This is a genomic window from Bdellovibrio bacteriovorus, from assembly GCF_002208115.1.
Taxonomy (GTDB): domain Bacteria; phylum Bdellovibrionota; class Bdellovibrionia; order Bdellovibrionales; family Bdellovibrionaceae; genus Bdellovibrio; species Bdellovibrio bacteriovorus_C.
On record NZ_CP020946.1, the window covers coordinates 3227865 to 3249683 of the forward strand.

Annotated in this window: 19 protein-coding genes; 5 read left to right on the plus strand and 14 right to left on the minus strand. The window is 51.0% G+C overall.

Going from position 1 to position 21819, the window contains the following annotated elements; translation table 11 throughout:
- Positions 1-56 precede the first annotated feature (56 nt).
- Positions 57-263 (plus strand): hypothetical protein, encoded by a 207-nt coding sequence (locus tag B9G79_RS15490; RefSeq protein WP_015089744.1) that lies wholly within the window; start codon positions 57-59, stop codon positions 261-263.
- 44 nt (positions 264-307) lie between these two features.
- Here the strand turns inward: B9G79_RS15490 and B9G79_RS15495 are convergent, their stop codons facing one another.
- From B9G79_RS15495 to B9G79_RS15545, 11 genes are all read right to left on the minus strand, one after another.
- Positions 308-1693 (minus strand): aldehyde dehydrogenase family protein, encoded by a 1386-nt coding sequence (locus tag B9G79_RS15495; RefSeq protein WP_088566295.1) that lies wholly within the window; start codon positions 1691-1693, stop codon positions 308-310.
- Between the two features lie 8 nt (positions 1694-1701).
- A complete protein-coding gene (locus B9G79_RS15500) occupies positions 1702-3258 on the minus strand; it encodes a chemotaxis protein CheB (RefSeq protein ID WP_088566296.1) in 1557 nt (518 codons plus the stop codon).
- Positions 3258-4022 carry a chemotaxis protein CheW gene (locus B9G79_RS15505; protein ID WP_088566297.1) on the minus strand — a complete coding sequence of 255 codons (765 nt, stop codon included), beginning with the start codon at positions 4020-4022 and terminating at the stop codon, positions 3258-3260. Before B9G79_RS15505 ends, B9G79_RS15500 begins: the two co-directional genes overlap by 1 nt.
- Positions 4019-5755 (minus strand): chemotaxis protein CheA, encoded by a 1737-nt coding sequence (locus B9G79_RS15510; RefSeq protein WP_088566298.1) that lies wholly within the window; start codon positions 5753-5755, stop codon positions 4019-4021. The genes B9G79_RS15505 and B9G79_RS15510 overlap by 4 nt, the downstream gene beginning before the upstream one ends.
- Before the next feature lie 328 nt (positions 5756-6083).
- The gene (locus B9G79_RS15515) at positions 6084-7592 is read right to left on the minus strand and encodes a di-heme oxidoredictase family protein (protein WP_088566299.1); all 1509 of its coding nucleotides are present in this window, start codon (positions 7590-7592) and stop codon (positions 6084-6086) included.
- Positions 7593-7604: 12 nt separating this feature from the next.
- Positions 7605-8690, minus strand: a complete 1086-nt coding sequence (locus B9G79_RS15520; protein WP_088566300.1) for an imelysin family protein — start codon at positions 8688-8690, stop codon at positions 7605-7607.
- Positions 8691-8723: 33 nt separating this feature from the next.
- Complete coding sequence (locus B9G79_RS15525; protein WP_088566301.1) at positions 8724-10073, minus strand: hypothetical protein; 1350 nt, start codon at positions 10071-10073, stop codon at positions 8724-8726.
- A 161-nt stretch (positions 10074-10234) separates the two neighbouring features.
- The gene (locus B9G79_RS15530) at positions 10235-11260 is read right to left on the minus strand and encodes an NAD(P)H-dependent flavin oxidoreductase (protein ID WP_088566302.1); all 1026 of its coding nucleotides are present in this window, start codon (positions 11258-11260) and stop codon (positions 10235-10237) included.
- A gap of 11 nt (positions 11261-11271) precedes the next feature.
- A complete protein-coding gene (locus B9G79_RS15535) occupies positions 11272-11511 on the minus strand; it encodes a DUF1653 domain-containing protein (protein WP_088566303.1) in 240 nt (79 codons plus the stop codon).
- On the minus strand, positions 11504-12064 hold the full coding sequence (locus tag B9G79_RS15540; RefSeq protein WP_088566304.1) for an inorganic diphosphatase: 561 nt from the start codon (positions 12062-12064) through the stop codon (positions 11504-11506). The genes B9G79_RS15535 and B9G79_RS15540 overlap by 8 nt, the downstream gene beginning before the upstream one ends.
- 14 nt (positions 12065-12078) lie before the next feature.
- Positions 12079-12480, minus strand: a complete 402-nt coding sequence (locus B9G79_RS15545; protein ID WP_088566305.1) for an HIT family protein — start codon at positions 12478-12480, stop codon at positions 12079-12081.
- A 188-nt stretch (positions 12481-12668) separates the two neighbouring features.
- Between B9G79_RS15545 and B9G79_RS15550 the strand changes: the two genes are divergently transcribed.
- Together B9G79_RS15550 and B9G79_RS15555 are read left to right on the plus strand one after the other, a co-directional pair.
- Positions 12669-13343 carry a response regulator transcription factor gene (locus tag B9G79_RS15550; RefSeq protein ID WP_088566306.1) on the plus strand — a complete coding sequence of 225 codons (675 nt, stop codon included), beginning with the start codon at positions 12669-12671 and terminating at the stop codon, positions 13341-13343.
- A gap of 102 nt (positions 13344-13445) precedes the next feature.
- The gene (locus B9G79_RS15555; protein ID WP_088566307.1) at positions 13446-15251 is read left to right on the plus strand and encodes a hypothetical protein; all 1806 of its coding nucleotides are present in this window, start codon (positions 13446-13448) and stop codon (positions 15249-15251) included.
- 11 nt (positions 15252-15262) lie between these two features.
- Here B9G79_RS15555 and B9G79_RS15560 read toward each other — a convergent pair whose 3' ends face one another.
- On the minus strand, positions 15263-16780 hold the full coding sequence (locus tag B9G79_RS15560; RefSeq protein WP_088566308.1) for a L,D-transpeptidase family protein: 1518 nt from the start codon (positions 16778-16780) through the stop codon (positions 15263-15265).
- Between the two features lie 245 nt (positions 16781-17025).
- On the opposite strand from B9G79_RS15560, the gene B9G79_RS15565 reads away from it, so the two are divergent.
- The gene (locus B9G79_RS15565; RefSeq protein WP_088566309.1) at positions 17026-18723 is read left to right on the plus strand and encodes a hypothetical protein; all 1698 of its coding nucleotides are present in this window, start codon (positions 17026-17028) and stop codon (positions 18721-18723) included.
- Positions 18724-18726: 3 nt separating this feature from the next.
- Positions 18727-19560, plus strand: coding sequence for a S1 family peptidase (locus tag B9G79_RS15570; RefSeq protein ID WP_088566310.1), 834 nt, complete (start codon positions 18727-18729; stop codon positions 19558-19560).
- A gap of 51 nt (positions 19561-19611) precedes the next feature.
- Here the strand turns inward: B9G79_RS15570 and B9G79_RS15575 are convergent, their stop codons facing one another.
- A complete protein-coding gene (locus tag B9G79_RS15575; protein WP_011163135.1) occupies positions 19612-20751 on the minus strand; it encodes a citrate synthase in 1140 nt (379 codons plus the stop codon).
- 172 nt (positions 20752-20923) lie between these two features.
- Positions 20924-21817: a PP2C family protein-serine/threonine phosphatase gene (locus B9G79_RS15580; protein WP_088566311.1), complete on the minus strand. Its 894-nt coding sequence runs from the start codon at positions 21815-21817 to the stop codon at positions 20924-20926.
- Positions 21818-21819 lie beyond the last annotated feature (2 nt).

A 21819-nucleotide genomic window follows, 5' to 3' on the forward strand; every position in this document is an offset into this window, starting at 1 on the left:
GCTCTGGGAAAGAGACTTCGTCAGGATGACGATGAAATGCCAAGGATTAGAGGCGCATGAATTACAACAAGATCAACTACTTCGAAAAAGCGGACTCTCCACAACACCGTGAGTTCATCATTTCCCAAAACAATTGCATACTTTGCGGCACTGTACTGGAGCTAAAACACATTGCCGACCGGGAAGTTTCTGAAGTGAAGGAAGAGGCTTTCTGCCCTCATTGCGAAGTCAAAACCCGCAACCGCACCCACATTCTGAACTAGGGTCCGGTCAACTTTTCGACGGGGATTTCGTCACCTCTTTGACGTTACAGGGTCCCCGTCAAGATCTTAACATCCGAATAGAAGGTGCCTGACCAGGCTTTGTCTGGATTTCCGAAGCTGGATTGTTTGAATCCAAACACATTGCTTTCGGAATTGGGCTGCCATTGATTCAACCACACTTGCGCACAATCCAGTTGTGAAACCACCTTGGCCAGTTTCTCCTGCGGGCCCCAGACCACTGCGGACTGAGCCAGATAAGACGTGTTCGCCCATTTTAGAATTTCATGCTGATATTTAACCGGAGTCATCAGGAACAGTGGTCCCTGCAACTCATCCTGCTGCAGCACCGAACAGTTCGGCAGATCCAGCATCATCACGGGCTTCATGTGAAAACCTGGGCCCGAAGCACTGTCGCCGCCAGTGAGTACTTTGCCGTGTTCGACTTTGCCTTCCTGAACTTTTTTCTGCAGTTCTTCGCGACGGGCGGACGTAATCAACGGCGTCCACGGGGAATCACCCTTCGGGTCCGTCAAAGGCTGCAACTTATCAAGATAGGCTTTCATCGCTTCAATAAACTCAGCGGACATGGATTCCAGAAGAAACAAACGAGAGCTGTTCCAGCAAAGCTGTCCCTGCCCCAGCAGGAAGGATTTCATAATCTCGGGCATCTGCGCCTGATAGTCAGTTCCCGCCAATACGACGCAGGAGTTCTTCACACTGCCAGCCAGTTGCAGTTTTTTAAACTGCGAAAGACCTGCTTTGGCAATTTGTTCCATTGTCGATGTCTTCCCCACCGCCGTCACCGCGTGAATACTGGGGTGACCCGCTACGATCTTACCCACTTCGGCATCGCCTTGAAGCAAAGACACCGCGCCTGCCGGGATTTCGGCTTTTTGCAAAGCTTCGCCCAGAATTTGTGCGGTGATCGGTGACAGTTCCGAGATCTTCACCACGCACACATTCCCGGCCGCCAAAGCCGGGGCCATGCGCTCAATAACCAAAAGCAAAGACAGATTCCAAGAAGCAATGATGCCCACAAGCCCCACGGGCTGAGTCAGCACTTGTGCTGACAAAGGCTGATGCAGACTTCCCGCCACGTCTTTTAGAATTTTGATGGCCGGAAGCAGACTGTGCTGCAGTACAAAACTTTGTGACAGGCCCTGATGAAGGGCTTCCTGATAGGCATATTCAGAGGATTTTTCTTCCAGCGCGGAAGCCAGCTTCAACAACAAAGCGGCGCGATCAGACAATGAAAGTTCCTTCATCACCGGTGCGGCTTTTTTTGCGGACTGGATAGCTTTGATCACATCCATGGCATCCGACGCCGTCACGCGCGCCAGTTCAGTGCCATCAAAAGGAGAAATTTTTGCGAAGGTTTTCTGACTGTCGGAAGGGACAAAGGCCCCTCCGATAAAGTTTTGCAGTTCCAACGAAGATCCTAGTATAAGTTTTGGTTTCGATACTGCATCAGATGATGCGCCAACATGTCGGCTTTAAGTATCTCATCCGCCACTCCCAGTTCAATCGCTTTTTGCGGAGCATAGGGAAATTGCGCTTCTTCCGGGTGCTGCACCACGCTGGCGCCACCGCGTTTTTGCACTTCCACCAGGCCGTCGACTCCGTCGGTGCCGAAACCGCCCAATAGCAGTGCATAAACACCCTGGGCGTAAGACTGCGCTGCGGAATTGAAAAGCACATTCGCCGAAGGCAATTGCGACGACACCGGAGCTCCTTTGGAAAGACTCAGTACGGGCCCCTGAGGACCGGTCACAATTTTTCCGTGATGTTCAGCAGGAATAAAATAAACGTGACCCATTCTTAGGAAGTCCCCGTCTTTACCCACCACCGGAGTCACTTTCGAACCGGCTTTCAGCTTGCTGATGAAAGCCGTCACAAAGTTCGCCACCGTACTGCAAGCGACCACCACGGGAGGTGTATCGGCGGCGAGGCCTTTAACAAACTTTTCCAGCGCATCCGCACTGCCGGCGTTTCCACCCAGCACCACCACTTTCAACTCGGCCGCCCGACGGCGCGTTGGAGCTGCAAAGGTTGTGGTTTTGATTTCCAGAGGCGCGGGAGTCTCTTTTAACTTTTTCAGAATATTCACCGACGCAGCCGCACGAACTTTGTCCACCAGCATGCCGGCAAGGTCTTTTAGTACGGCCGGATCAAACTGTGAAGGTTTGTGCACGAACTCAACCGCCCCCAGTTCCAGGGATTTCATGGCTGCCTCTCCGGTGCTTGCCAAAGAAGAAACCATCACCACCGGGATCGGATGATGCTTCATCAGCTTTTCCAGGAACATCACGCCCGACATTTTCGGCATCTCGATGTCCAGAGTCAGCACGTCAGGCTTTTTGCTTAGAATCATTTCGCGGGCCTGATAGGCATCAGCAGCAGAGCCCACCACTTCAAGTCCGCTTTTTGTGAAGATATTGGTAAACAGAGTTCGCACTGTGGCCGAGTCATCGACAACCAGCACCTTCACGCTTTTGGCCACTGCCAAGGGTCTGAAGCCCGAGACATCCACAGGTTTATCAACACCGCCGCCAGAGGAGTTATGAATAACTTCGAAAGTCGCCGTGTTCATTTTGATTGTGCGCGCGGATTCACCGGCAACGTTTCTTTCCACGACCGGAATACCGCAGTCACGCAGTATCTTTTCGGCGAACTCGATATTGCGCTTGCCGATGCCTTCACCGATCTGGGAAACACTGATGACGTTACCGCCACCGTAAATTTTTGCCTGCAGGCGACCGCGGTTGGCCCCCAGACGCACACATTCTTCAATCAGCAGGGGAATGGCATGCGCGCCGTAGCGGGTGTTTTCACGTTCATCCGGCATGCCGTCGGCCAGCAAATAGTGATTTAAGCCCCCAATGCGGGTCGTGGGATCATGCAGAGCCACCGCCACACAGGAACCAAGCAGAGTGGAAATCACGGTCTCTTCTTTGAAGGCCGCAAGTTTACCGGGAAAAAGATAATGAGTGTTCATCAAGCCACCAGTTTTTCTAGATCCAGAACCATAATACTGCGGCGGTCTTTGATGAAAAACTGGTGAACAAAGTTCGCAGACATCATAGTGGATTGGTTTTCAAAATTTTGCAGATCAGCTTCTTTGACGCTGATCATGTCTTCAGTGTCTGTGACCTGCAGGCAGAAACGAACCCCCTGCTCTTCACAGATCACATAGAAGAAATTATCGGCATCCATCCGGGCAAAACCATGATCCTGCAGGTTGACCACCGGCACGGCTTCGCCGCGGAATGGAATCACACCCAAAAGACCCTCTTTTCTTTCCGGCAGATCAAACAGCGGCAACTTGCCGCTGATTTCGATCACACTTAAAATCGGCACCGCAAATTCCTGCACCCCAAAACGGCAGTGCAGCAGCAGAATTTCACGCAAGTTCTGCGCATTCAGCGCAAAACGTGTCGCCAGATCGGCGGTGTCGGTCTTGTCAATTCCCAGAGCTTCAATATAGCCCCGCAGAGTTTTCAAGGCTTTGATCAACTCCGCAGCCCCTTCCAGGTTGCGGCTCTTTTCATCAAAACCTTCCAGCCATTCAGCCAGATGCATAAACTCATTTGTCTTGGCATCCACCGCCCAGGCGCGTGTTTGCTCGCTGACCTCTGACAGAATACGGCGCCACAGCTTTTCGTCGGTCAGATCGATGAACTTGTCTATTTCCTTGATCACACTGTCCAGGAAATACGCTTTGAGTTCCGCTGTAAAGTCATCACCGAAGAAATCACTCATGCGGCCTCCTCGTGCGTTTGCTGTTCATACATCATCAAAGCCATCATTTTTTCCGGATCCACAATGTAGGTCACTTTTTCGTCCGCCAGGATGGAAATGCCCTTAAAGCCCTTTTGTTCCCCGATCATCGAACCAAAGGACTTAACGACCAGATCGGTCTGGGCCTCGATACGATCCACCAACAGGGCAAACACGGCCTCTTTCAGGCGGATAAACACGGCCGAAGACTTGCGAACCGCCTCTTCCGGTACCGAGGTGCGCAGGTTCAGGATCTCGTGATAGTTCAAAATAGGCACAGTCATTCCACTGAACTGACAATAGCGCAGATGATCCACAGTGGTGATCTGCAATTCGTCACACGATGTGATGTGCGCCACGGAAGTCAAAGGCACCGCCAACTGGTAAGAGTTCCACGCACACAGCAAGGCGCTTTCCACCATGATGTGCTGAGGAATTGGAATTTCCAGGTGGAAGGCCGCCCCGGCCCCCGGATGATTTTCAATATGAATGCGGCCTTTGTATCTTTCCACGGTGGAAAGAACGATATCCATCCCGACACCACGGCCGGAGATGGTTGTGACTTTTTCTTTCGTCGAAAACCCGGCATTGAAAATGAACTTGTAAATCTGCTCATCGCTCAGGGCTTTGGCGGCGTCTTCGGTCACCAGGGCATTTTTGACCGCGCGCTGAAGAATACGCTCACGATCCAGCCCCTTGCCGTCGTCTTTAAAGATCACGTGAACAGCGCCGTTTTTTTCATGCACGTCCAGGCATAGCAAACCAATCGTCGGCTTCCCCTGCACGGCTCTTTCAAACTGATCCTCGATCCCGTGATCGATGGAATTTCGCACCAGATGCACAAGACACTCATAAAGATCTTTGCCAAGGCCCTTGTCGATCAGAAGCTCCGAGCCGGTGAACTCCAGATGAACGCTCTTATTCAGCTCTGTCGAAGCCTGGCGCACCAGAAGCGGCAGACCGGAAAGACTGTCCCCGGCTTTTTCCTTGCGGACCGTCTGCACCTGGCCCTGGAACTGATCGCAGATTTTCCCCAGATTCTGGGCAAAATCATTCTGACGACGTTCAAAGACCTCGGGCTGAATCCGGAAGTTCACCGTCTGATTCATCATCTGGAAGAAATTTTTCAACACCAGAAGCTCGCCGGACAGTCGCAGGAATTCATTCAGTTGTTTTACGGACAGCCACACACCCTCCTCATCAGAGGCCGAGGTCGTGCGGCTGACAGCGGGACGCGGGCTGCGAACAGCCGACTCATCCCCGAAATCAAAAACTCCGTAAGCGGAAATCACCTCAATGGCTTCACTGAGCTCTTCCGGATAAACTTCACGCTTGTCGCGCAGGCTTTGCGCCAGAACTTTCAAAATGCGTGAGCTTTTCAGGAACAGATCAATGCAGTCCTTGGTGACCGGACGGGATTCACGTTTGATGCGAGTTAAAAGAGCTTCAAATTCGTGAGCAAGGGAACCCAGCAACTGTCCGCCGGGAACAGCCCCCACACTGCCTTTGATGGTGTGAATTTTTCGGAAAAGGACATTCACCTGATCCTGATCTTCCGGATTGTTTTCCAGCTTCAGAATCAGATTGTCGAGATCTTCCAGAATTTCCTTGGACTCTTCGAAGAACGCACGGGACACCTCTTCGACCTGTTCAAAGTCGATAAAGGCAGAAAGATCCACCTCTTGGTTGTCCTGGGGTTTGTTTTCGTCCGACATATAAGGGAATTTATCGGTATTTCAGGGATTTAAGTTAGAACGGCAGGCAGTTTATTTAGGCCAGATTTGAATTACAAGTGCCACAAATAAGAAGAGCGACCTTACGGTCGCTCTTAGGTTTATGATTCTTTCGAACCCTCGGCGAAGGTCTAGGCGTCCTAAGAGGACGTCACCTCCGCCTTGGTTATGTCTACGTTTTTAACCATAAGCATCACCTCCTTACCAGCCCCAATAGAAGCTTAGATATGATGATACTATGTCTGAACTGTCTTTTGCCACAAATCTGTGGTCCAGTTTTCACCTGATCAGTTCATACCGAATCAAGTTATTACAACGACTTGATGAACTGAATCAAAGCGGAACGATCCGCTTTGGGAAGTCGTGCGAATTTGTTTTTCGAGTACTCCGCTTCGCCCCCGTGCCACAAGATAGCCTCTTCCAAAGTGCGCGCACGACCGTCATGCAGGAAGCCCGCGCGAGGGTTGATGGTTTGAGTGTGCCCCATGCCCCACAAAGGACGAGTTTTCCATTCGCGGCCGTCAGCATCGAAATCCTGGCGACCGTCGGCCAGACCATCCCCCATGTCATGTAAAAGCATGTCGGTGTATGGATAGATCTTCTGATTCGCGAACGCTTTGATCGGGTGATCTCCGGTTGTGAAGCTTGGCTGGTGACAGGTTGTGCAACTGACCTGATGGAAAATCCCCGCACCGCGGATCACTTCGGCTTCAGTCGCCCCACGACGAGCCGGGACTGCCAGGGTCTGAGAATAAAATACGATGTCGTTGGCAACCTGATCCGTGGCTTCCAACCCGGCATGAGGTTCACGGCCCGTACGGTAAGCATCATACAACGGAGTTCCCGCGATGCTTTCATCCGGGAAGGCATAGTTCGTCACACCGATATCACCACGCAAAGCCCCCAAAGACTGGTGCAATACAGAGGGTGTGTTGTTCTTCAAGCCGAAACGACCCATGGAAACCGGGTACGGATCACCCGCCATGCTTTTTTCGATATCAAACACCCAGTTGGCTTTTCCGGAAACACCTTCGGCAGACAAATCACGCTGGGCCAAAGCCAAAATGTCGGCTTCTTTGATCGCCTCAAGCAAACCCAAACCAATCATCGGCGTCCCGATACGTGCGCCCATGCGAACGTCTTTTTCATAAAGACGGCTTTTCATTTCGCCAGTCACAGAATCAAAGTACTCATCATACGCGCCGGTGACTTTAAACACAGGCTTGCGAAGCTCCACCACATCCCCGTCAGGATAGGTGAACTGGGACTTTTCGTACTTCATCCAGACTTGCGCCTGACCTGTGCCCGGAAGATCCTCCCGAACCCCCAAAGAACCCAGGTGGAACAATTGATCCGAAAAACCCGGAACCGGCACCGGAGCGCCGAATTTATTTTCTTTTGTTTTTGGTTTCTTCACACCGTCTTCGATGCTGATACGCAGGAAGACCGCTTCATTCTGGCGCAAAGGCACCCATTCTTTATTGAAAGGAACCACCGGCAAAGCACCACGGCCATCTTTGGCGTGGCAGGCGTTACAACTGGTGTTGTTGTGGACCGGACCCAAACCGTATTCGAAACGGTTCGGATCATCAGAGAAATTTCTCTCAAAAAGAGCGTCGCCCGTCAGGTGACGAGCGATCTCTTCTTCAGACAAATTTGCAGCCGGGTTACGGAAGGCCCAGATGGACTGGCCTTTGAAAAACACTGTGGTCTCGCCACCGGATTTCTCCGCGTGAACATAGTCCATGTCAATTTGAGGAGCAGCAACCGCCGCCCCTGCCATGAAATTCAAAACAGTCAGTACAATCCAAGCCTTCATATTATTTCCCGATTACATGTCCAGAGTCGGAAGAACTTCAGACTCTAGTGTTGCGTGAAGTGCATTCAGAGCATCAATCGCCGCTTGAGTGCGGGCACGGCCTTCTTTGGTGAAGATGGCCTGACCGAAGTCACCACCACCTGCTGGACGGATCGCTTCGATCAAAGCGATGCAGTTCAGGATGTCAGCTTCAACACGAGCCGCCAAAGACGCATCAACTTTTTCAACCAAAGCTTTTACGCCCGGACCCTTGTTGTTTTTGTAGTGGCCTGTGTAGATGCTGTAAACGGAACGGATGTTGTGCTGGAAGTCTTTCAAAGAGTTCCATGCAAATGGAGATTCCACCAAAGCCATGTTCGCAGAACCGATATCCGCACCCATTGGGTCAGACATTTTACCGTTGGCAACTTCGTCAACGATACCCATCATGCCTTGAACGAATTCTTCCATGACGGCTCTTTCAGAAGAGTAGAATTCATTGTTCAAGCCCGGAGTGCTGATCACTTTTACGTAACCTGGAGCCGCTGGGTTTTCCGGGTCATAGTTTGTCGTCCAAGCGTGCGCCAGTTCCGCAGCGTGCTCTGCCAATAGCTGTGCACTTGCCTTCAAGTACTCAAGTTGTTTTGCTGTCAAAGACGCTGCTGGTTTTGTGTTGGATACTTTGCCGTCACCGAACAACAGATATTCCAAAGTGTGGAAGCCCTGAAGGTTGGTCCCCAGTGCACGAACCAGATCCACCGTGATCTTGCGGTTGGAGGACATAACAGAATCCAGATCCAGTTTGTTCAAAGGCCAAGTGTCTAACAAGGGGTCAATACCCAAAGAATCCACCGGACCGAACAGGAAGGATTCAGAGCTTTCCCAAGGGATACGGGCTGCGCGCCAAGCGGCTTGAGCTTTATCCAGGTTTTCCTGATTGGTGTTAGCTGCCAAAGCGTCAACCGCTGCAGACAATTCCGCAGTTTTTGTCGCCAGGTCGTTATAAGTCGCAAGAATCACATTGTAAGAAACGTGATTGATAATTTCTTTGTTCGTTGCAGCCTGAGCCGTCGCACCCGCGAAGGCTACTGCTGCCAACATCATTTTAAGAGCTTTCATTTTAAGTCTCCTTGGTTGTTAATAAAAAACAAATTACTTTTCAAAAGCGGACAGATCGAAACCGAAGGCCACGTTGGCCTGATAGGTTTCAGGCAAGCCTTCCAGTTCGGTTTTGTCACGAGCGTACTGCACCTTCATGAAGGCTGCCGTATCCCACATCCACATGAAACCCCCGGAACGGCGGCTGACATCGTAGCGTGGATTTTTAACGATACTTCCCTGAACATCAGCAAAGGTGTTCACGTGTTCCGCTTTCAGGAAGAACACCAAGCCCGGTGTTTCCCAGTCATAGGAAAGCTGGACTGATTCCAAGCGGGCTTTGTGGCCCAATGGCGCAAACGCCTTTGGTTTTGCCAGGCCACCCAAAGTGGCATTGGCTGCGGAAACTTTGTCCGAATTTTCCAGTGAACCTTCGATGTACTCGGCCGCGATACCGAGGCCTTTCCATTTGTAGTTACCCATCAGCGTAGTGATGCGAACTTCCGCCGGAACTTTCAGTTTGTCGACTTTATAGCGGTTGTCAGTGGTGTCACCCGCGTACTGGGCAAAGGCGATCCCGGTGCCCTTGGAGATATTGCCCCACTCCAGACTGAACACTGTCGCCAGATTGTCGGCGTTCATACTTTCAAAGTGACGTTGATAACCGCCACCCACCCAGGAATAAGTACGGAAGAATTCAGAATTCAGGCCGTTCACCAAAGCGGCGCGCGCTGTGAAGCCGTATTTGATTTTTTGCTCAAGCCCCACACCGGTTTCAGTCCAGCCCAGTGGCAGCATCCGACCTTCCAGATCGGACGCGAGGATGGTCGGATATTTGTGTGGCTTGGTCAGAACCGAACCCAAAGAAATGAACAACGGGAATTTACCGATGCGAACAGCCGTCTCGGTCTTTTTGAAATCCTTTTTATAGTAGATTTCATGAAGAACGACTTCACCGCCCTTTTCGATTTCCTGTTCGAATTCGCCGAACTCTTCGAATGGATCGAATTCGATGGTGGTACCGACGCCGCCGTGTTCGATTTCAACTTCGAACTCGATTTTGGAGCTGTCAGTCAGTTTGTACTCACCTTCGAATGCGAACTCTGCCAGATCCATGGAACGACGAACGATCGGCTCAAGGTTCTGAACAGTTTTAAACGTTTCACCCTGAGCGAAAGAGATATAGCCGTAAGAAGTGAATTCAAATTGCGGGTACTCTTTTTTGACTTCGGTGACAGTCGCCACTTGAGTCAATACCGGCGCTTCTTCCGCCTGAGTTTCAATCTTTGGCGTGCTTTCAGTGGTCGACGTGCTTTGAATCACCGTCGTCGTTGTGGTCGTGGTTTTCTCCTGCGCCTGGGCAGCAGAAGACATGGCAAAAATAAGTGCAAGGGCCCATTTCATTTATCAAGATCTCCAGTGAGGCCCGGTTGTAGGCCCGCCCCCGGAAACTGTAAAGACCCCGCATCTATTTAGAGATAAGTGAGAAGGCCCTGAATGCCAACTGAAAACTTATTGATAAGGCCCACCCTAGATGGCGGAAACTCCTGTATAATTTGAAAATTCTACTGGCGCAATGAGGCCATATACTCCGCCACAGAACACGCGCGCAAAGCCCCCAAACCCTGCCCTGACCACAGTGATTGAAATTCGGTACGTCCACTTTCCTGTGCTTTCTTTCGTAAGGGCGTGGTCAGCCAGTGCTGAATTGGATAATCCGGAGTATCGGCTTCGTGGATTTTCATTTCACGGGAAAACCGATTGCTCAATCCTCGGGCCCAGCGACCACTGAAGACTTTGATCAGCTCCGTGTCTTCGGGCTTTCCTTTGAGCAAAAGATCCCGGTATTCCCGGGAAGCTCCGCTTTCATCACAGACCAGGAAAGCCGTGCCGATTTGTACGGCGCCGGCACCGGCAGAAAGCATCGTATGCATGTCAGCTTTATTCACAATTCCACCAGCGGCAATCACCGGAATCTGCAACTGCGAGACAGAGTCCTGCACCAGTTTATGCGCTGGCAACAAAGGAAACTTGCCATCCAGGAAAGAACCGCGATGTCCGCCGGCCTCTAGCCCTTGGGCAACCACCGCATCACAGCCCTGAGCTTGCAAATACAGAGCCTCTTCCACACTTGTGGCCGTGCCCATGATAAATACGTTTTGAGATTTCAGTGCCGCCATCTCGGACGGCTTCAGGCACCCGAAAGTAAAACTGAAAGCAGGGACTTTTTCTTCCAGCACAACGGCAAATTGCTTTTGAAAAAGACCGGGATCATAGGAAAGCTCCGGCACAGAATCCATTCCCACTTCACGATAGAATGGCAGCAGAAGCTTCTTCATTCTTTCCACCTGCAGGAGATCCACTGCCGGGGACGTGGGGATGAACAGATTCACGGCAAAGGGTTTTGCCGTCAGAGCTTTTACTTTCTGAATAAGCAAACGCAAAGATTCCGGCGACATGTAACCGGCCCCGATCGAACCCAGCCCCCCGCTGTTGCTGACGGCAGAAACCAGCTCGGCCGTCGTATATCCTCCCGCCATCGGGCCTTGGATTACAGGGATATCTGTCAGCTTCCAGCGGGTTTCAGACATGGTAAACCTCGTTACTTGAACAGGAATTTGAAGCGCGGCACTTTCTGTCCGTCGACTTCGACGATTTCATTCCACATCGGAAGGGGCCGGCACCACAGACGCCCCACCGAGTTGTTGTACAAAGATTCATAGAACACCATTTCATCCAGACTCTCGCTGTGGCGGCCAACACCGATCACACGGTACTGCTTTCCGGAATAATGCTGGTAGATGCCACCAGCGACGATGTCGTGGGTGGTTTCTTTAATCATGGGATCTTTCCGACTGTTTCAACAGATGGGTGCGCTCTTGTTTGTACAGATCGAAAGCCTCTTTGATGATCTTCAGGGTTTCCGGCAAATCGTGGAAGCCTTCAACTTCAACCTTTTTATTTTCAAGGCCCTTATAGATTTCAAAGAAGTTGCGGATTTCCTTCAACTGGTGCGGTGCCAGATCCTTGATCGAATGGATGTGGGCCATCTCGGGATCATCTTCATGAACCGCGATGACCTTGTCGTCCATCTCGCCCTGATCCAGCATACGCATGCAACCCACCGGGCGGGCGCGCATGATACTGAGTGGATACACCTGCGCCTGCCCCAACACCAGAATGTCCAGCGGGTCATGGTCGCCACAATAGGTGCGCGGAATAAATCCATAGTTGGCAGGATAGTGAACCGAGCTGTAAAGCACACGATCCACTTTCAAAAGACCTGAAACCTTGTCCAGCTCAAACTTGGTTTTGGATCCCGCGGGAATTTCAATCAACGCGGTCACCACTTCCGGAGCTTTTTCTCCGGGACTCAAATCATGCCAGGGATTCATAGGGCCTCCGTTTTTTATTTCATCGCTTCCAGGTGTTTGATGATTTCAGACTGGATCTGTTTCATCTCAGCGTCGGAACGGCGCTGAGCGCGTTTGAAATCCAGATCCGGAATAGACCATGCCGGGATCAGATGCAGGTGATAGTGCGGAACTTCAAATCCCGCCACGATTTGTCCCACACGCGGAGAACCCGAGGCCTTCAAAATGGCTTTCCCGATTTTCTGGGATACTTTGTGAAGATGAGCGTAGGTTTCTGGCGGCACCTCTGTCCAATGATTGATTTCTTCTTTGCTGATCACCAGGGTGTGTCCCAAATTGACTTGATCCAGCGCCAGGAAAGACAGGATGCTTTCATCCTCATAGATTTTGTAACAGGGAAATTCGCCGTTGATAATTTTGGTGAAAACTGAAGCCATGAGGTCTCCTTACATTTGCTGAAAAACTCTGGAAAATCATGCCCGATCCCAAAGGCTTTGACCAGCTTCAACACCCCGGGTCCCCGTTTCAAACCGGGACATTGGGCCAGCTTCCACAATTGCTCAATACTCCCCGGCAAGAATAAGACCTGAGACAACCCCGTAGCCTATGGTAGGCTGGAGAGTATATGAGCACTATTTTTCTGCTTGAAGATGACCCAGTAATTGGCAAAGCCGTTCAACTGCAGTTGGAACTTGAAAACTATAAAGTCGAATGGGTGCAAACACTTGCTGATGCCAAACGCCAAAGCGCGGACTGCAAAGCCGATTTGTATCTGCTGGATATCAACCTTCCTGACGGCAGCGGGATGGAGTTCTGCAACTGGCTGCGTGCCCAAGACCAGAAAAATCCAGTGATCTTCCTGACCGCCCGCACTGATGAAGAAAGTGTTGTGCAGGGCTTTGACCAGGGTGCCAATGATTATGTTCGCAAGCCTTTCAGTCAGCGCGAGCTGATAGCCCGCATCCGCAACCAGCTCGCGGACAACAAAGCCACTTTGGATCTGGTTCGTTTTGCTGGCCTCACCCTGATCAAAAATCAGCAGGTGCTAAAAAACGGTGACGCTCTGATCAATCTGAATCGCCGTGAATTTGAAATTCTGACGACATTCTTTGAACATCCGGAAACCATCGTGACGCGCGAACAATTGATTGAACGCCTGGCTTCAGGAGAAGAAATTTATGATCGTACCGTGGACTCCCACATCAGTCACATTCGCTCCAAACTGACAAAAAACGGCGTCACCATGGTGAAGATCAATTCCGTTTACGGTCAGGGCTACCGCCTGGAAAAAGCCGTTTAATCCCACGCCCCTCCACAGGATCTCACTTTAAACCGTGAGGTCCTAACTCCACAATCGCTCAATACTTGCCCGCTATCCTGAATGTGTAAATAAGGCGGGACCATGTTACAAAAATCTTTTCTGACATTTTTATTCCTCGGACCGGTGATGGCCACAGCACAAACTTCGATGTGGGGCACGGGAATGTATGGCGGCATGCAAAGCTGTTCTACCGGAATGCGCGCAGGCAACGGCGCCACCAGCATCGATGACGGCACGAAAGAAATTCAGGCCGAACTTCAAGAGGCCCAACAACAGCTAAAAACCAAAAAAGCAGAAAAGAAAAAGATCGACCGCACCCTGCAACGAACCCGCACGGATGTGGAAAAATCAATCTCTAGCGACTATGCCGACTTTATCTTTGAACACATGGAAAACTCCCGCCGCTGTGAAGAGTACAAAGGCCTGCAGGAGCAATCGGGGGAATTTGTCGCTCAAGGAGAGGAAGGTGATGGTGGCACCGTCGCCAACGCCGACATGATTCCAGTGTACGGCTTTTCCACTGCCGAATGGAGGCAGTACTGCGACCGCGGTAAAGCCGGGTCCGTCAGCGGATCGGTTTGTTCCAATTCAAAGTACCGCGAAACCGACGGCGGCCGGGGCAGCGATGCCACCACTTGCAAAAAAGGGCTGTCGGATTATCGCAAGCAGTATTCCCAGTCCGAAAAACTGCAACGTGAAATCGAACGCATGGAAAACCAGATCACCAACCTGAAACAAGATCTGAAAGACGCCAAAGCCGATGCATTGGAAGACCGCAAGAACGGCCTTGCTTCCTCGGACACTGAAGGTGGCGTTTGTGTCGAGTGTATTGCTCAAGGAAATGGAACTCAGGCATCGGCTCCGAAAACCGACTGGGCCAATGTGATCGCCAACGTGGGCACAGGGTTGTTTGCCTCGTATGTGGGTTACAAACAAAACCAGATGGTGGCGGAGTACAACTCTAACGCCGGCTGGCCGACACAGTCCTACCCGGCTTTGAGTTATGGATACCCCTATCTGATGGCGGGTCTTTATGGCGCGGTCAGCGGCGGCACTGGACAAGGCAGCTTCGGTTGCGGCAGCGGGATGAACGGCACAGGCAACATGAATGGTGCCATGGGCATGACAGGCGCCTATGGTATGGGTGGTATGTACGGAAATGCCGGCATGGGCGGAGCTTTCGGATATCCCGCAGGCATGATGGGCAACATGATGGGCGGCGGAATGTATGCCTCCGGCATGGGCCCATGGGGCATGAATGGAATGAACATGGGCGGCATGGGGGGCCTTGGTATGTACGGCGGCGCCATGATGGGTGGAATGATGGGCTATGGCTCCATGATGGGCGGGTCCATGATGAGCAGCATGGTCGGCGGTCTTGTCGGCTACGGCGGCATGATGGGATCGATGGCCGGTTATGGCGGAATAATGGGCTCTATGATGGGTAACTATGGTTCTATGATGGGATCCATGACCGGCAGCATGATGGGTTATGGTGGTCTGATGGGAACCTACACGGGAAGCATGATGGGCTATGGCTCAATGATGGGCTCGATGACCGGATACGACTCTTCGTCGCTGGCGCTGCAACAGCAGATGATGCAAATGCAGATGCAGCAGTATCAAACAGCCCTGCAGTATCAGCAGCAATACCAACAACAAATGGTGCAAAAGTACCAGACTGTGTCTTCCCTGCAGCAAGAGATGTATAATCTGATGTATCGAATTCAGCAGGTGCAATACGGTGGAACCAGCTATCTGGGCGGAACACTCAGCTCCAGCACGTCACTGGGTCCGACTCCGATCTACTCCACCGGCACCACTTCCCTGGCACCGGTGCCGATAATCAACTCAACAACCACCACAACAATTCCAGCCGGTCGTTAATTTTTTACCCACTACCAGGCACCCAGTCTTAACAGGCGGGTGCCTTGCTTGTAAGAGTCCTCGGCAAAGCGCAGAATTCCATCAGAGCTCAGCTGCGACGTCAGGAACACCATATACACCGGTATCTGCTGTTTCAGTTGAACCTTGGTGTCTTTATCCAGCACTTCACCCGGCTTGGCCATATAGCGCTCGATCGCTGTACGATCCCACTCTGTTCCTTTCATCAGATATTCCGCAAGATCCACGGGTTTTTCCACGCGTACACAGCCGGAGCTCAGCAACCGTTGCGGTTCCGCGAACAGCTCCCGCTGATTCGTGTCGTGCAGATAGATCGCGTAAGAATTGGTCATCATGAATTTCAACGATCCCAGCGCATTCATACGGTGCGGGCTTTGACGAATGTAAATATTGGCGTCCTGAGTTGGATCCATGTTGTACCAGTCAATCGTGGCCGGATCGATTCTTTGAGTGAACGACTTGTTCCAGACCTGATAGTGGCGGGAATCAAAGTATTGACGAATTTCCCAGGGCCACAGATTCTTGATTTCTTCGACCTTGTCCTCGCGGAAAATAGTCGGAGGAACCACCCAGAATGGATTGATCACGATATAGACGATTTTGTCTTTCATGGTCGGCGACTTTCTTTCGGGGCGGCCGTTGATTGTACGGAAACTCATTGAATAGAACCCGCCGCCACTCTTGTCGACCAGGCTAAAATAGGACATCGCAAGGTTCACAAAGATATAGCGCTCTTCCACGTGCTGTGGGAACCAGCGCAGCTTTTCCATATCCAGACGGATCTGTCGCATGCGGTCCTGGCATGACACATTCAGATACTTCCACGTCTTCCCACCCGGAGAAATCTTGCTGTCGGGTTTAAAGCGCAGATTCCACTGAATGTCATTTACCGCAGCCACCACTTTGTCATCGAAGACGTTGTCGAGGCTGGTCATCTGATAACCCAACTGCGCCATGCGTGTCTTTAATGGAATGAGGATGGGGTCTTTGCTTCCTAGCTTTAAAGTCTTTTTGACTTTAGGCAATGCGGGCCACAGGTTGTTCACACAGGCATTGTTCATTTTGCGAAGGCTGTCGCGCAATGCCAGATACTGCGGCATTTGCGATGACATGGACTCCAGCAGCACATTGGGATTTTGCCCGGCAGCGGCCAAAGCCGTCTGCAGTTCAATAGGCGTCGGGAATTTCTTCTTGGTCAGCTTCACATCGACTCCCACCAGCGCCGGATCAACGATTCCGGTGGAAACATTCTGTAACAGGCGCAGATAGTTAAGGCTCGCCTGATTTCGCAGAGTGGGATTTAACGGATCAACCAAAAAAGTCTGCTCCATTGAATCCGACCAGTAGCTCTTCGCATTGACTCCGTGATCCCCTGACTGTGTCATCACCCAGCGCAGTTCACTTACCGGAATTCTGTCCACAACGGCCAAATAGTCTTTTGAATTCTGCGCGTTCGCACTCAAAGCAAGGCTCAGAACAGTCAAGAAACCCATGAGACGCACCAACTCCATAACCCCTCCTCATGTCTTCTTTTGATTTAATTTTGTCTCCGTTCTTGCTGCATTGTTAGGCTGGGTCTGGCCCACGGACTTGAAGATTTCGAAATCAAAACAAACTGGATGTTTTGCCACAGAAAACTGGCTCTGACTTTGCTCCCTATCATTATCAGTAACAACATCGTTCCCCGGCTTCGATCCAATGCGAGTTCATCGCATAAAAGATCTACAGCTGTTGAACTTTTTTGGGAGGTCTCAAAATGAGATGGTCAAAGTCACTTATGACTCTGGGTTTGGTTGCTGTCAGCGTAAATTTGGCTGCATGTAAAAAGCAGTCCAACAATTCCGTGCGCACTGCCAAGATCGCCAAAACCGCCGCTCCCCTGACCGAAAAACAGAAAGCGGAAAGAGCCGCAATGACCTCAGAACAACTGTGCTATCAGGATCTGTGCGCATCCCAGTCGACAGAAATTTCCTACGCAAATCTGATGGCGAAGGCGGCCCAGCCAAGTGACACCCAAAAAGCATATTACCAAGAACATCTGGAAGCCCGCCTCAAGGACGTGGTCAATGCCAAGGTGCAACTGCACACCACCACCCTGAATCAACTGCAGGAAAAAGAGTCTGAGTTTGCCACTGCAGAACTGAACGAAACGCAAATGCGTTTAATCAAAGTCATCTATATTCTGAGTGGCAAGGACATTTCAGAATCCAACCGGAATACGATCTTTGCCAAGATTGGTGAATATGATTTCGCCAAGGCCAATCAACGGGCCCAATTGCAGGGACCTCAGGCCTATCTGTTGGCCATGCATTCAGACAAAACTGTGATGGACGCAGCCCGCGCTGAAATCAACCTCGTACTGCAAATGCAGGAGACTTTGAATAAAGCCATTGGCTTCCGATTTATCGACCTGGATCACGGTGTGTTCGCCCGCGTGAAAGCAGGCGGGGCCGCAGACGCAACTGAGCTGAAGGACCTGATTCAAAGCTCTTACAGCGTGCGCTTGGTTCACACCCTGACATTGAAGGACACGGCCATCGCCGATGCACTGCCACTGCAGACTGAAACTATCCGTACCAATCTGGCAAAGTCCGACCTTAAAGCCCGCTTGCAAAAACGTCTTTCTGAGGCTCCAGGACTGAAATCAGCCTGCGAAGTGCGCATGTACCAGGGACTTAATCTGTATCCGGAAGTCAAAGATGTGACCGCCTTCCAGGAAACAGTGGAAGTGGTGCGAGAACAGGTTTTAAAAAACCTGAATTCTCAGGACCCCGCCTATGAGATCGTAAAAAAGATCAGCGTCTATATGCCTGAGTCTATCAATGATCTGTCCAAGTCCCTGGCTCAGTCTTTGACGGACAGAGCCCGCACCGACATGCTGCAAGTGGAAATGCTTAAAAAGATGGACGCATCCTCAACCCTGATGTTGGGCGCATTGCTGTCGCAGACTCTTGGTGAAAACGACATGCTTTGTGATGATCTGGTGAACCTCGGCATTTCTGATTTTGCCAGTCCGGGTCTGACGGGCATCAAAGTCAGTTGGATGTCTGTGAAGCTGCCGACTTATGGCGTTTCCATTCTGGCGCACGAGTTCGCCCATCACGTGTTTGCCCATGCAAAGCAGTTTGAAACTGCGAAGGCGTGCCTGACAGAAAAACAGGATTCCACCCAGTTCCTGAATGAAGACTTCTCGGATGTCCTGGCAGCCAAGGTTGTGTCACAACTGCAAAACGTTCTGCCTAAAAAACAATCGAACTATGGCTGCTTCTTCGCGTCTGAAGAAGCAGATCCGTCTTTGAAAGTTAAAGTTGTTGAAGGCGTTAAAGCTGTGCATTCCTCGGGTCTGTACCGCGCCCTGCAAATTGCGCAAGTTCGGAAAGAAACGATCCCCGACACTTGCAAAAAACTGGTGTCTGGGCAAAACTCCAAAGCCCTTAAATCCTGCGAGATGTGATTTGTGAAAAAATGCTTTCTGAGTTTTCTATTTCTGCTGAGTGCCTGCGCGCCGTCTGCCCAAGAGTCAGCGTCAGAACACTCTTTGCCTGACGGTGATGAATCAGCCATCGTCGGCGGTCGTCGTGTCACCAACACCGACCCTCGCGCCAACTGGGTCGTTATGGTTCGTGGGACCAAAGGCTCTTTTCTTTTCAGAAGTTCCGGCATCTGCACCGGGGCCTTCATTACTGAAGACGTGATCCTGACAGCCGCCCACTGCCTGGATGAAAAAGACGCCAAATATGATATTGCCTATGGCCTGAATCCGCTGGAAGAAAAAAGAAAAGTCATCCGTATCGACAAAGTCATCACTCACGAAGACTACAAACGGGACACATCAAAACTGGGCGCCTATGACATCGCCCTGATCAAGATCCGTGATCCCAAACCAGCACGTCTGAAAATCCTGGGGCTGCAGGCCCAGCCAACTCTGGATCAGCCAACGGCTTACCTGGCGATCGGCTATGGTAAAACCTCGGAAGGATCCAAAGTCAAAGAGCGGGGCGTGCTGCATTCCACCCCGACGATCATTTCTGAAATCAATGAGACCCATCTGATTGGCAATCAGAAAAACGGCATCGGCATTTGCCAGGGGGATTCCGGCGGACCTTTGCTGAAAGCAGACGAAAACGGCGAGCCCGTGATCATCGGCATCACCCATGCCACTTTCAGATACAAAGGCGACCCGGTCACTTCGAATGAATGTTACAGTCGCGCCGCCTATGTCAGTGTGGCCAACCAGATGGACTGGATCCAAAAAAATCTGAAGCTTCTTTCAGATCATTCAGACAAATAAAAAAAGGGAGCTTTTCAGCTCCCTTTTTCATTCGATCTTAAACCGAAATTCTTAGCGTTGGTTGGCTGGAGTCCATTTCAGACCCTCTTTGCCTGCCCATTTGCCACGAGGACGGTAGATACGGTTGTTTGCGTACTGCTCGAAGGCGTGTGCGCACCAGCCGGAAATACGGGAAGCTGCGAAGATCGGCGTGAACAGATCTGTCGGGATGCCCATAGAGAAGTAAACAGTTGCAGAGTAGAAGTCCACGTTCGGCATCAAACCTTTTTCGTTGAACATGGTGTCGTCGATCAAAGTGGACATTTCATACATGTGGTGGATACCAGCATCTTTAGTCAGCTTGTCGGACATGCCACGCAGGATGCGAGCGCGAGGGTCGCCGTTTTTGTAAACGCGGTGACCGATACCCATAACTTTTTCTTTTGCAGCCAAAGCGTCTTTAACGAACTGCTGAGCTTTTTCCATCGTGCCGATTTTTTGAAGCATCAAAATAACCTGCTCGTTCGCACCACCGTGCAAAGGACCTTTCAAAGCGCCAATCGCAGAAACGATTGCAGAGTGAAGGTCAGACAAAGAAGAAGCCGTTACGCGAGTTGCGAATGCAGAGCAGTTCAGCTCGTGGTCAGCGTGAAGGATCAAGCACGTGTCCATCACTTTTACGTGCTCAGCTTTTGGCTCAGCTCCGCCACCCAGCATGTACATCATGTTCCAAGCCATGGATTTGTCAGCTTTAGGAGCTACAGGCTCTTTACCTTTGCGGATTGCATCGAATGCGCAAAGCAGAGTTCCCATTTTCGCTGTCAAACGAACAGACTTGCGCAAGTTTGCTTCAGCGCCGTTGTCGTTAGCATCAGAATCCCAGTGAGCCATCAAAGAAACAGCCGTACGCAACCAACCCATTGGGTGTACGTTGGTAGGGATTGCTTTCAAAACTTTGATGAAATCAGGGCTCAAAGCCATTTCATTGCGAAGTTGAGTGGAGAATGCCGCCAGCTCTTGAGCATTTGGAAGTTTGTCGTTCCAAAGAAGGTAAGTTACTTCCTCAAAAGTTGAATTCGCAGCAAGATCATCGATCGTGTAACCACGGAAATTCAGAGAATCACCGACGATAAAAGATACTTTCGTCGTACATGCAACAACGCCTTCCAAACCCTTGTCCAAGGCGCCTTCATAGATATTTACTTCAGCCATCGTAGTTTCCTTTCTGACTTATCAAATACTTCTTTTTTTAAACATTGTAGACTTAACAGGAGTTTTCACAAGTTGTCACGCGGTTCCCGCCCCAAGGTCTGATAAACCCCGCGACTGAAAACATAGTAAAAATCAAATTTCCCGGAGACCGATTTCGCCCCAGGAGCCGCTTTTACCGACTGGCAAGTTTGATGACTCGGTCTTTAACCTCTGTGACGATCAGTGTCTGGTCCCGGACGGGATCCGGTTTTCCTGAATATCGCTCATTCGCGAGCAGAATCTCGTTACGCAGTTCATGCACACCCTGCTTCGGGGCCCGAGAAATCGCCTCGGAAATCCCATGTCCACCCCAGTTCACGCCCAGGGAGTTCTGGGAAAGCTTCAACCCTTCGGTCGCCAAAATCAGACGGTCCCGCGGATTGAGCTGGATCACACGGCTTTGTGGCTCCGTGTTAAAGTCCTTGCCCAGACTTGGACCGGTCGGCAGAAGCTCTACCAGACTGTCCTGACCATAGACCTGCATGAAGCCATCGATGTTCCCGACAGAGCAGTACTGCATTTCAAAGCTGCGGCGGTCGACGATCCCGTAAAACACACTGGCTTTGTCTTCATTCTGAATGGACGGCACCACTTCCTTGGCCAGCAACGCCAGCACCTTGTGAGCCTCAAGCCCGCGACGGGCCTCGATCTGGGAAGAAATTTTAATAATCACGGACAGCAGTACCGAAGACAGCGAATAGCCGCTGGCACTGGAAATCAGAATGCCGAATTTAAGTTTGTCTTCGTGTTCAAAGATGTCGAAGTAATCACCGCCCGAACGGGTGCCGGGAAGGAATTTGGTGCTGAACTCAAACCCCTGAACGTTGGGAAGTTCTGTGGGGGAAAGAAACTTTTGCATGACCTGCGCCAGCTTCAGTTCCTGGCTGATCTGAGCAATCATCTTTTCCAGGGCGCCGTTGGCCTTGGAAAGCTCAAGGCGGTAACGGTGAAGTTCCGCCTCTTTCACCGCCAGTTCATGTTCCAGTTCTGAAATTCGCTCTTTGAGTTCGTCTTGTTCTTTTGCCATGA

Bases quoted from the DNA above. Each gene is read 5' to 3' on its own strand.
- B9G79_RS15520 (WP_088566300.1), bottom strand. From the start codon at position 8,690: ATGAAAGCTCTTAAAATGATGTTGGCAGCAGTAGCCTTCGCGGGTGCG.
- B9G79_RS15560 (WP_088566308.1), bottom strand. From the start codon at position 16,780: ATGGAGTTGGTGCGTCTCATGGGTTTCTTGACTGTTCTGAGCCTTGCT.
- B9G79_RS15540 (WP_088566304.1), bottom strand. From the start codon at position 12,064: ATGAATCCCTGGCATGATTTGAGTCCCGGAGAAAAAGCTCCGGAAGTG.
- B9G79_RS15500 (WP_088566296.1), bottom strand. From the start codon at position 3,258: ATGAACACTCATTATCTTTTTCCCGGTAAACTTGCGGCCTTCAAAGAA.
- B9G79_RS15490 (WP_015089744.1), top strand. From the start codon at position 57: ATGAATTACAACAAGATCAACTACTTCGAAAAAGCGGACTCTCCACAA.
- B9G79_RS15515 (WP_088566299.1), bottom strand. From the start codon at position 7,592: ATGAAGGCTTGGATTGTACTGACTGTTTTGAATTTCATGGCAGGGGCG.
- B9G79_RS15530 (WP_088566302.1), bottom strand. From the start codon at position 11,260: ATGTCTGAAACCCGCTGGAAGCTGACAGATATCCCTGTAATCCAAGGC.
- B9G79_RS15555 (WP_088566307.1), top strand. From the start codon at position 13,446: ATGTTACAAAAATCTTTTCTGACATTTTTATTCCTCGGACCGGTGATG.
- B9G79_RS15525 (WP_088566301.1), bottom strand. From the start codon at position 10,073: ATGAAATGGGCCCTTGCACTTATTTTTGCCATGTCTTCTGCTGCCCAG.
- B9G79_RS15565 (WP_088566309.1), top strand. From the start codon at position 17,026: ATGAGATGGTCAAAGTCACTTATGACTCTGGGTTTGGTTGCTGTCAGC.
- B9G79_RS15510 (WP_088566298.1), bottom strand. From the start codon at position 5,755: ATGTCGGACGAAAACAAACCCCAGGACAACCAAGAGGTGGATCTTTCT.
- B9G79_RS15550 (WP_088566306.1), top strand. From the start codon at position 12,669: ATGAGCACTATTTTTCTGCTTGAAGATGACCCAGTAATTGGCAAAGCC.
- B9G79_RS15505 (WP_088566297.1), bottom strand. From the start codon at position 4,022: ATGAGTGATTTCTTCGGTGATGACTTTACAGCGGAACTCAAAGCGTAT.
- B9G79_RS15545 (WP_088566305.1), bottom strand. From the start codon at position 12,480: ATGGCTTCAGTTTTCACCAAAATTATCAACGGCGAATTTCCCTGTTAC.
- B9G79_RS15535 (WP_088566303.1), bottom strand. From the start codon at position 11,511: ATGATTAAAGAAACCACCCACGACATCGTCGCTGGTGGCATCTACCAG.
- B9G79_RS15580 (WP_088566311.1), bottom strand. From the start codon at position 21,817: ATGGCAAAAGAACAAGACGAACTCAAAGAGCGAATTTCAGAACTGGAA.
- B9G79_RS15575 (WP_011163135.1), bottom strand. From the start codon at position 20,751: ATGGCTGAAGTAAATATCTATGAAGGCGCCTTGGACAAGGGTTTGGAA.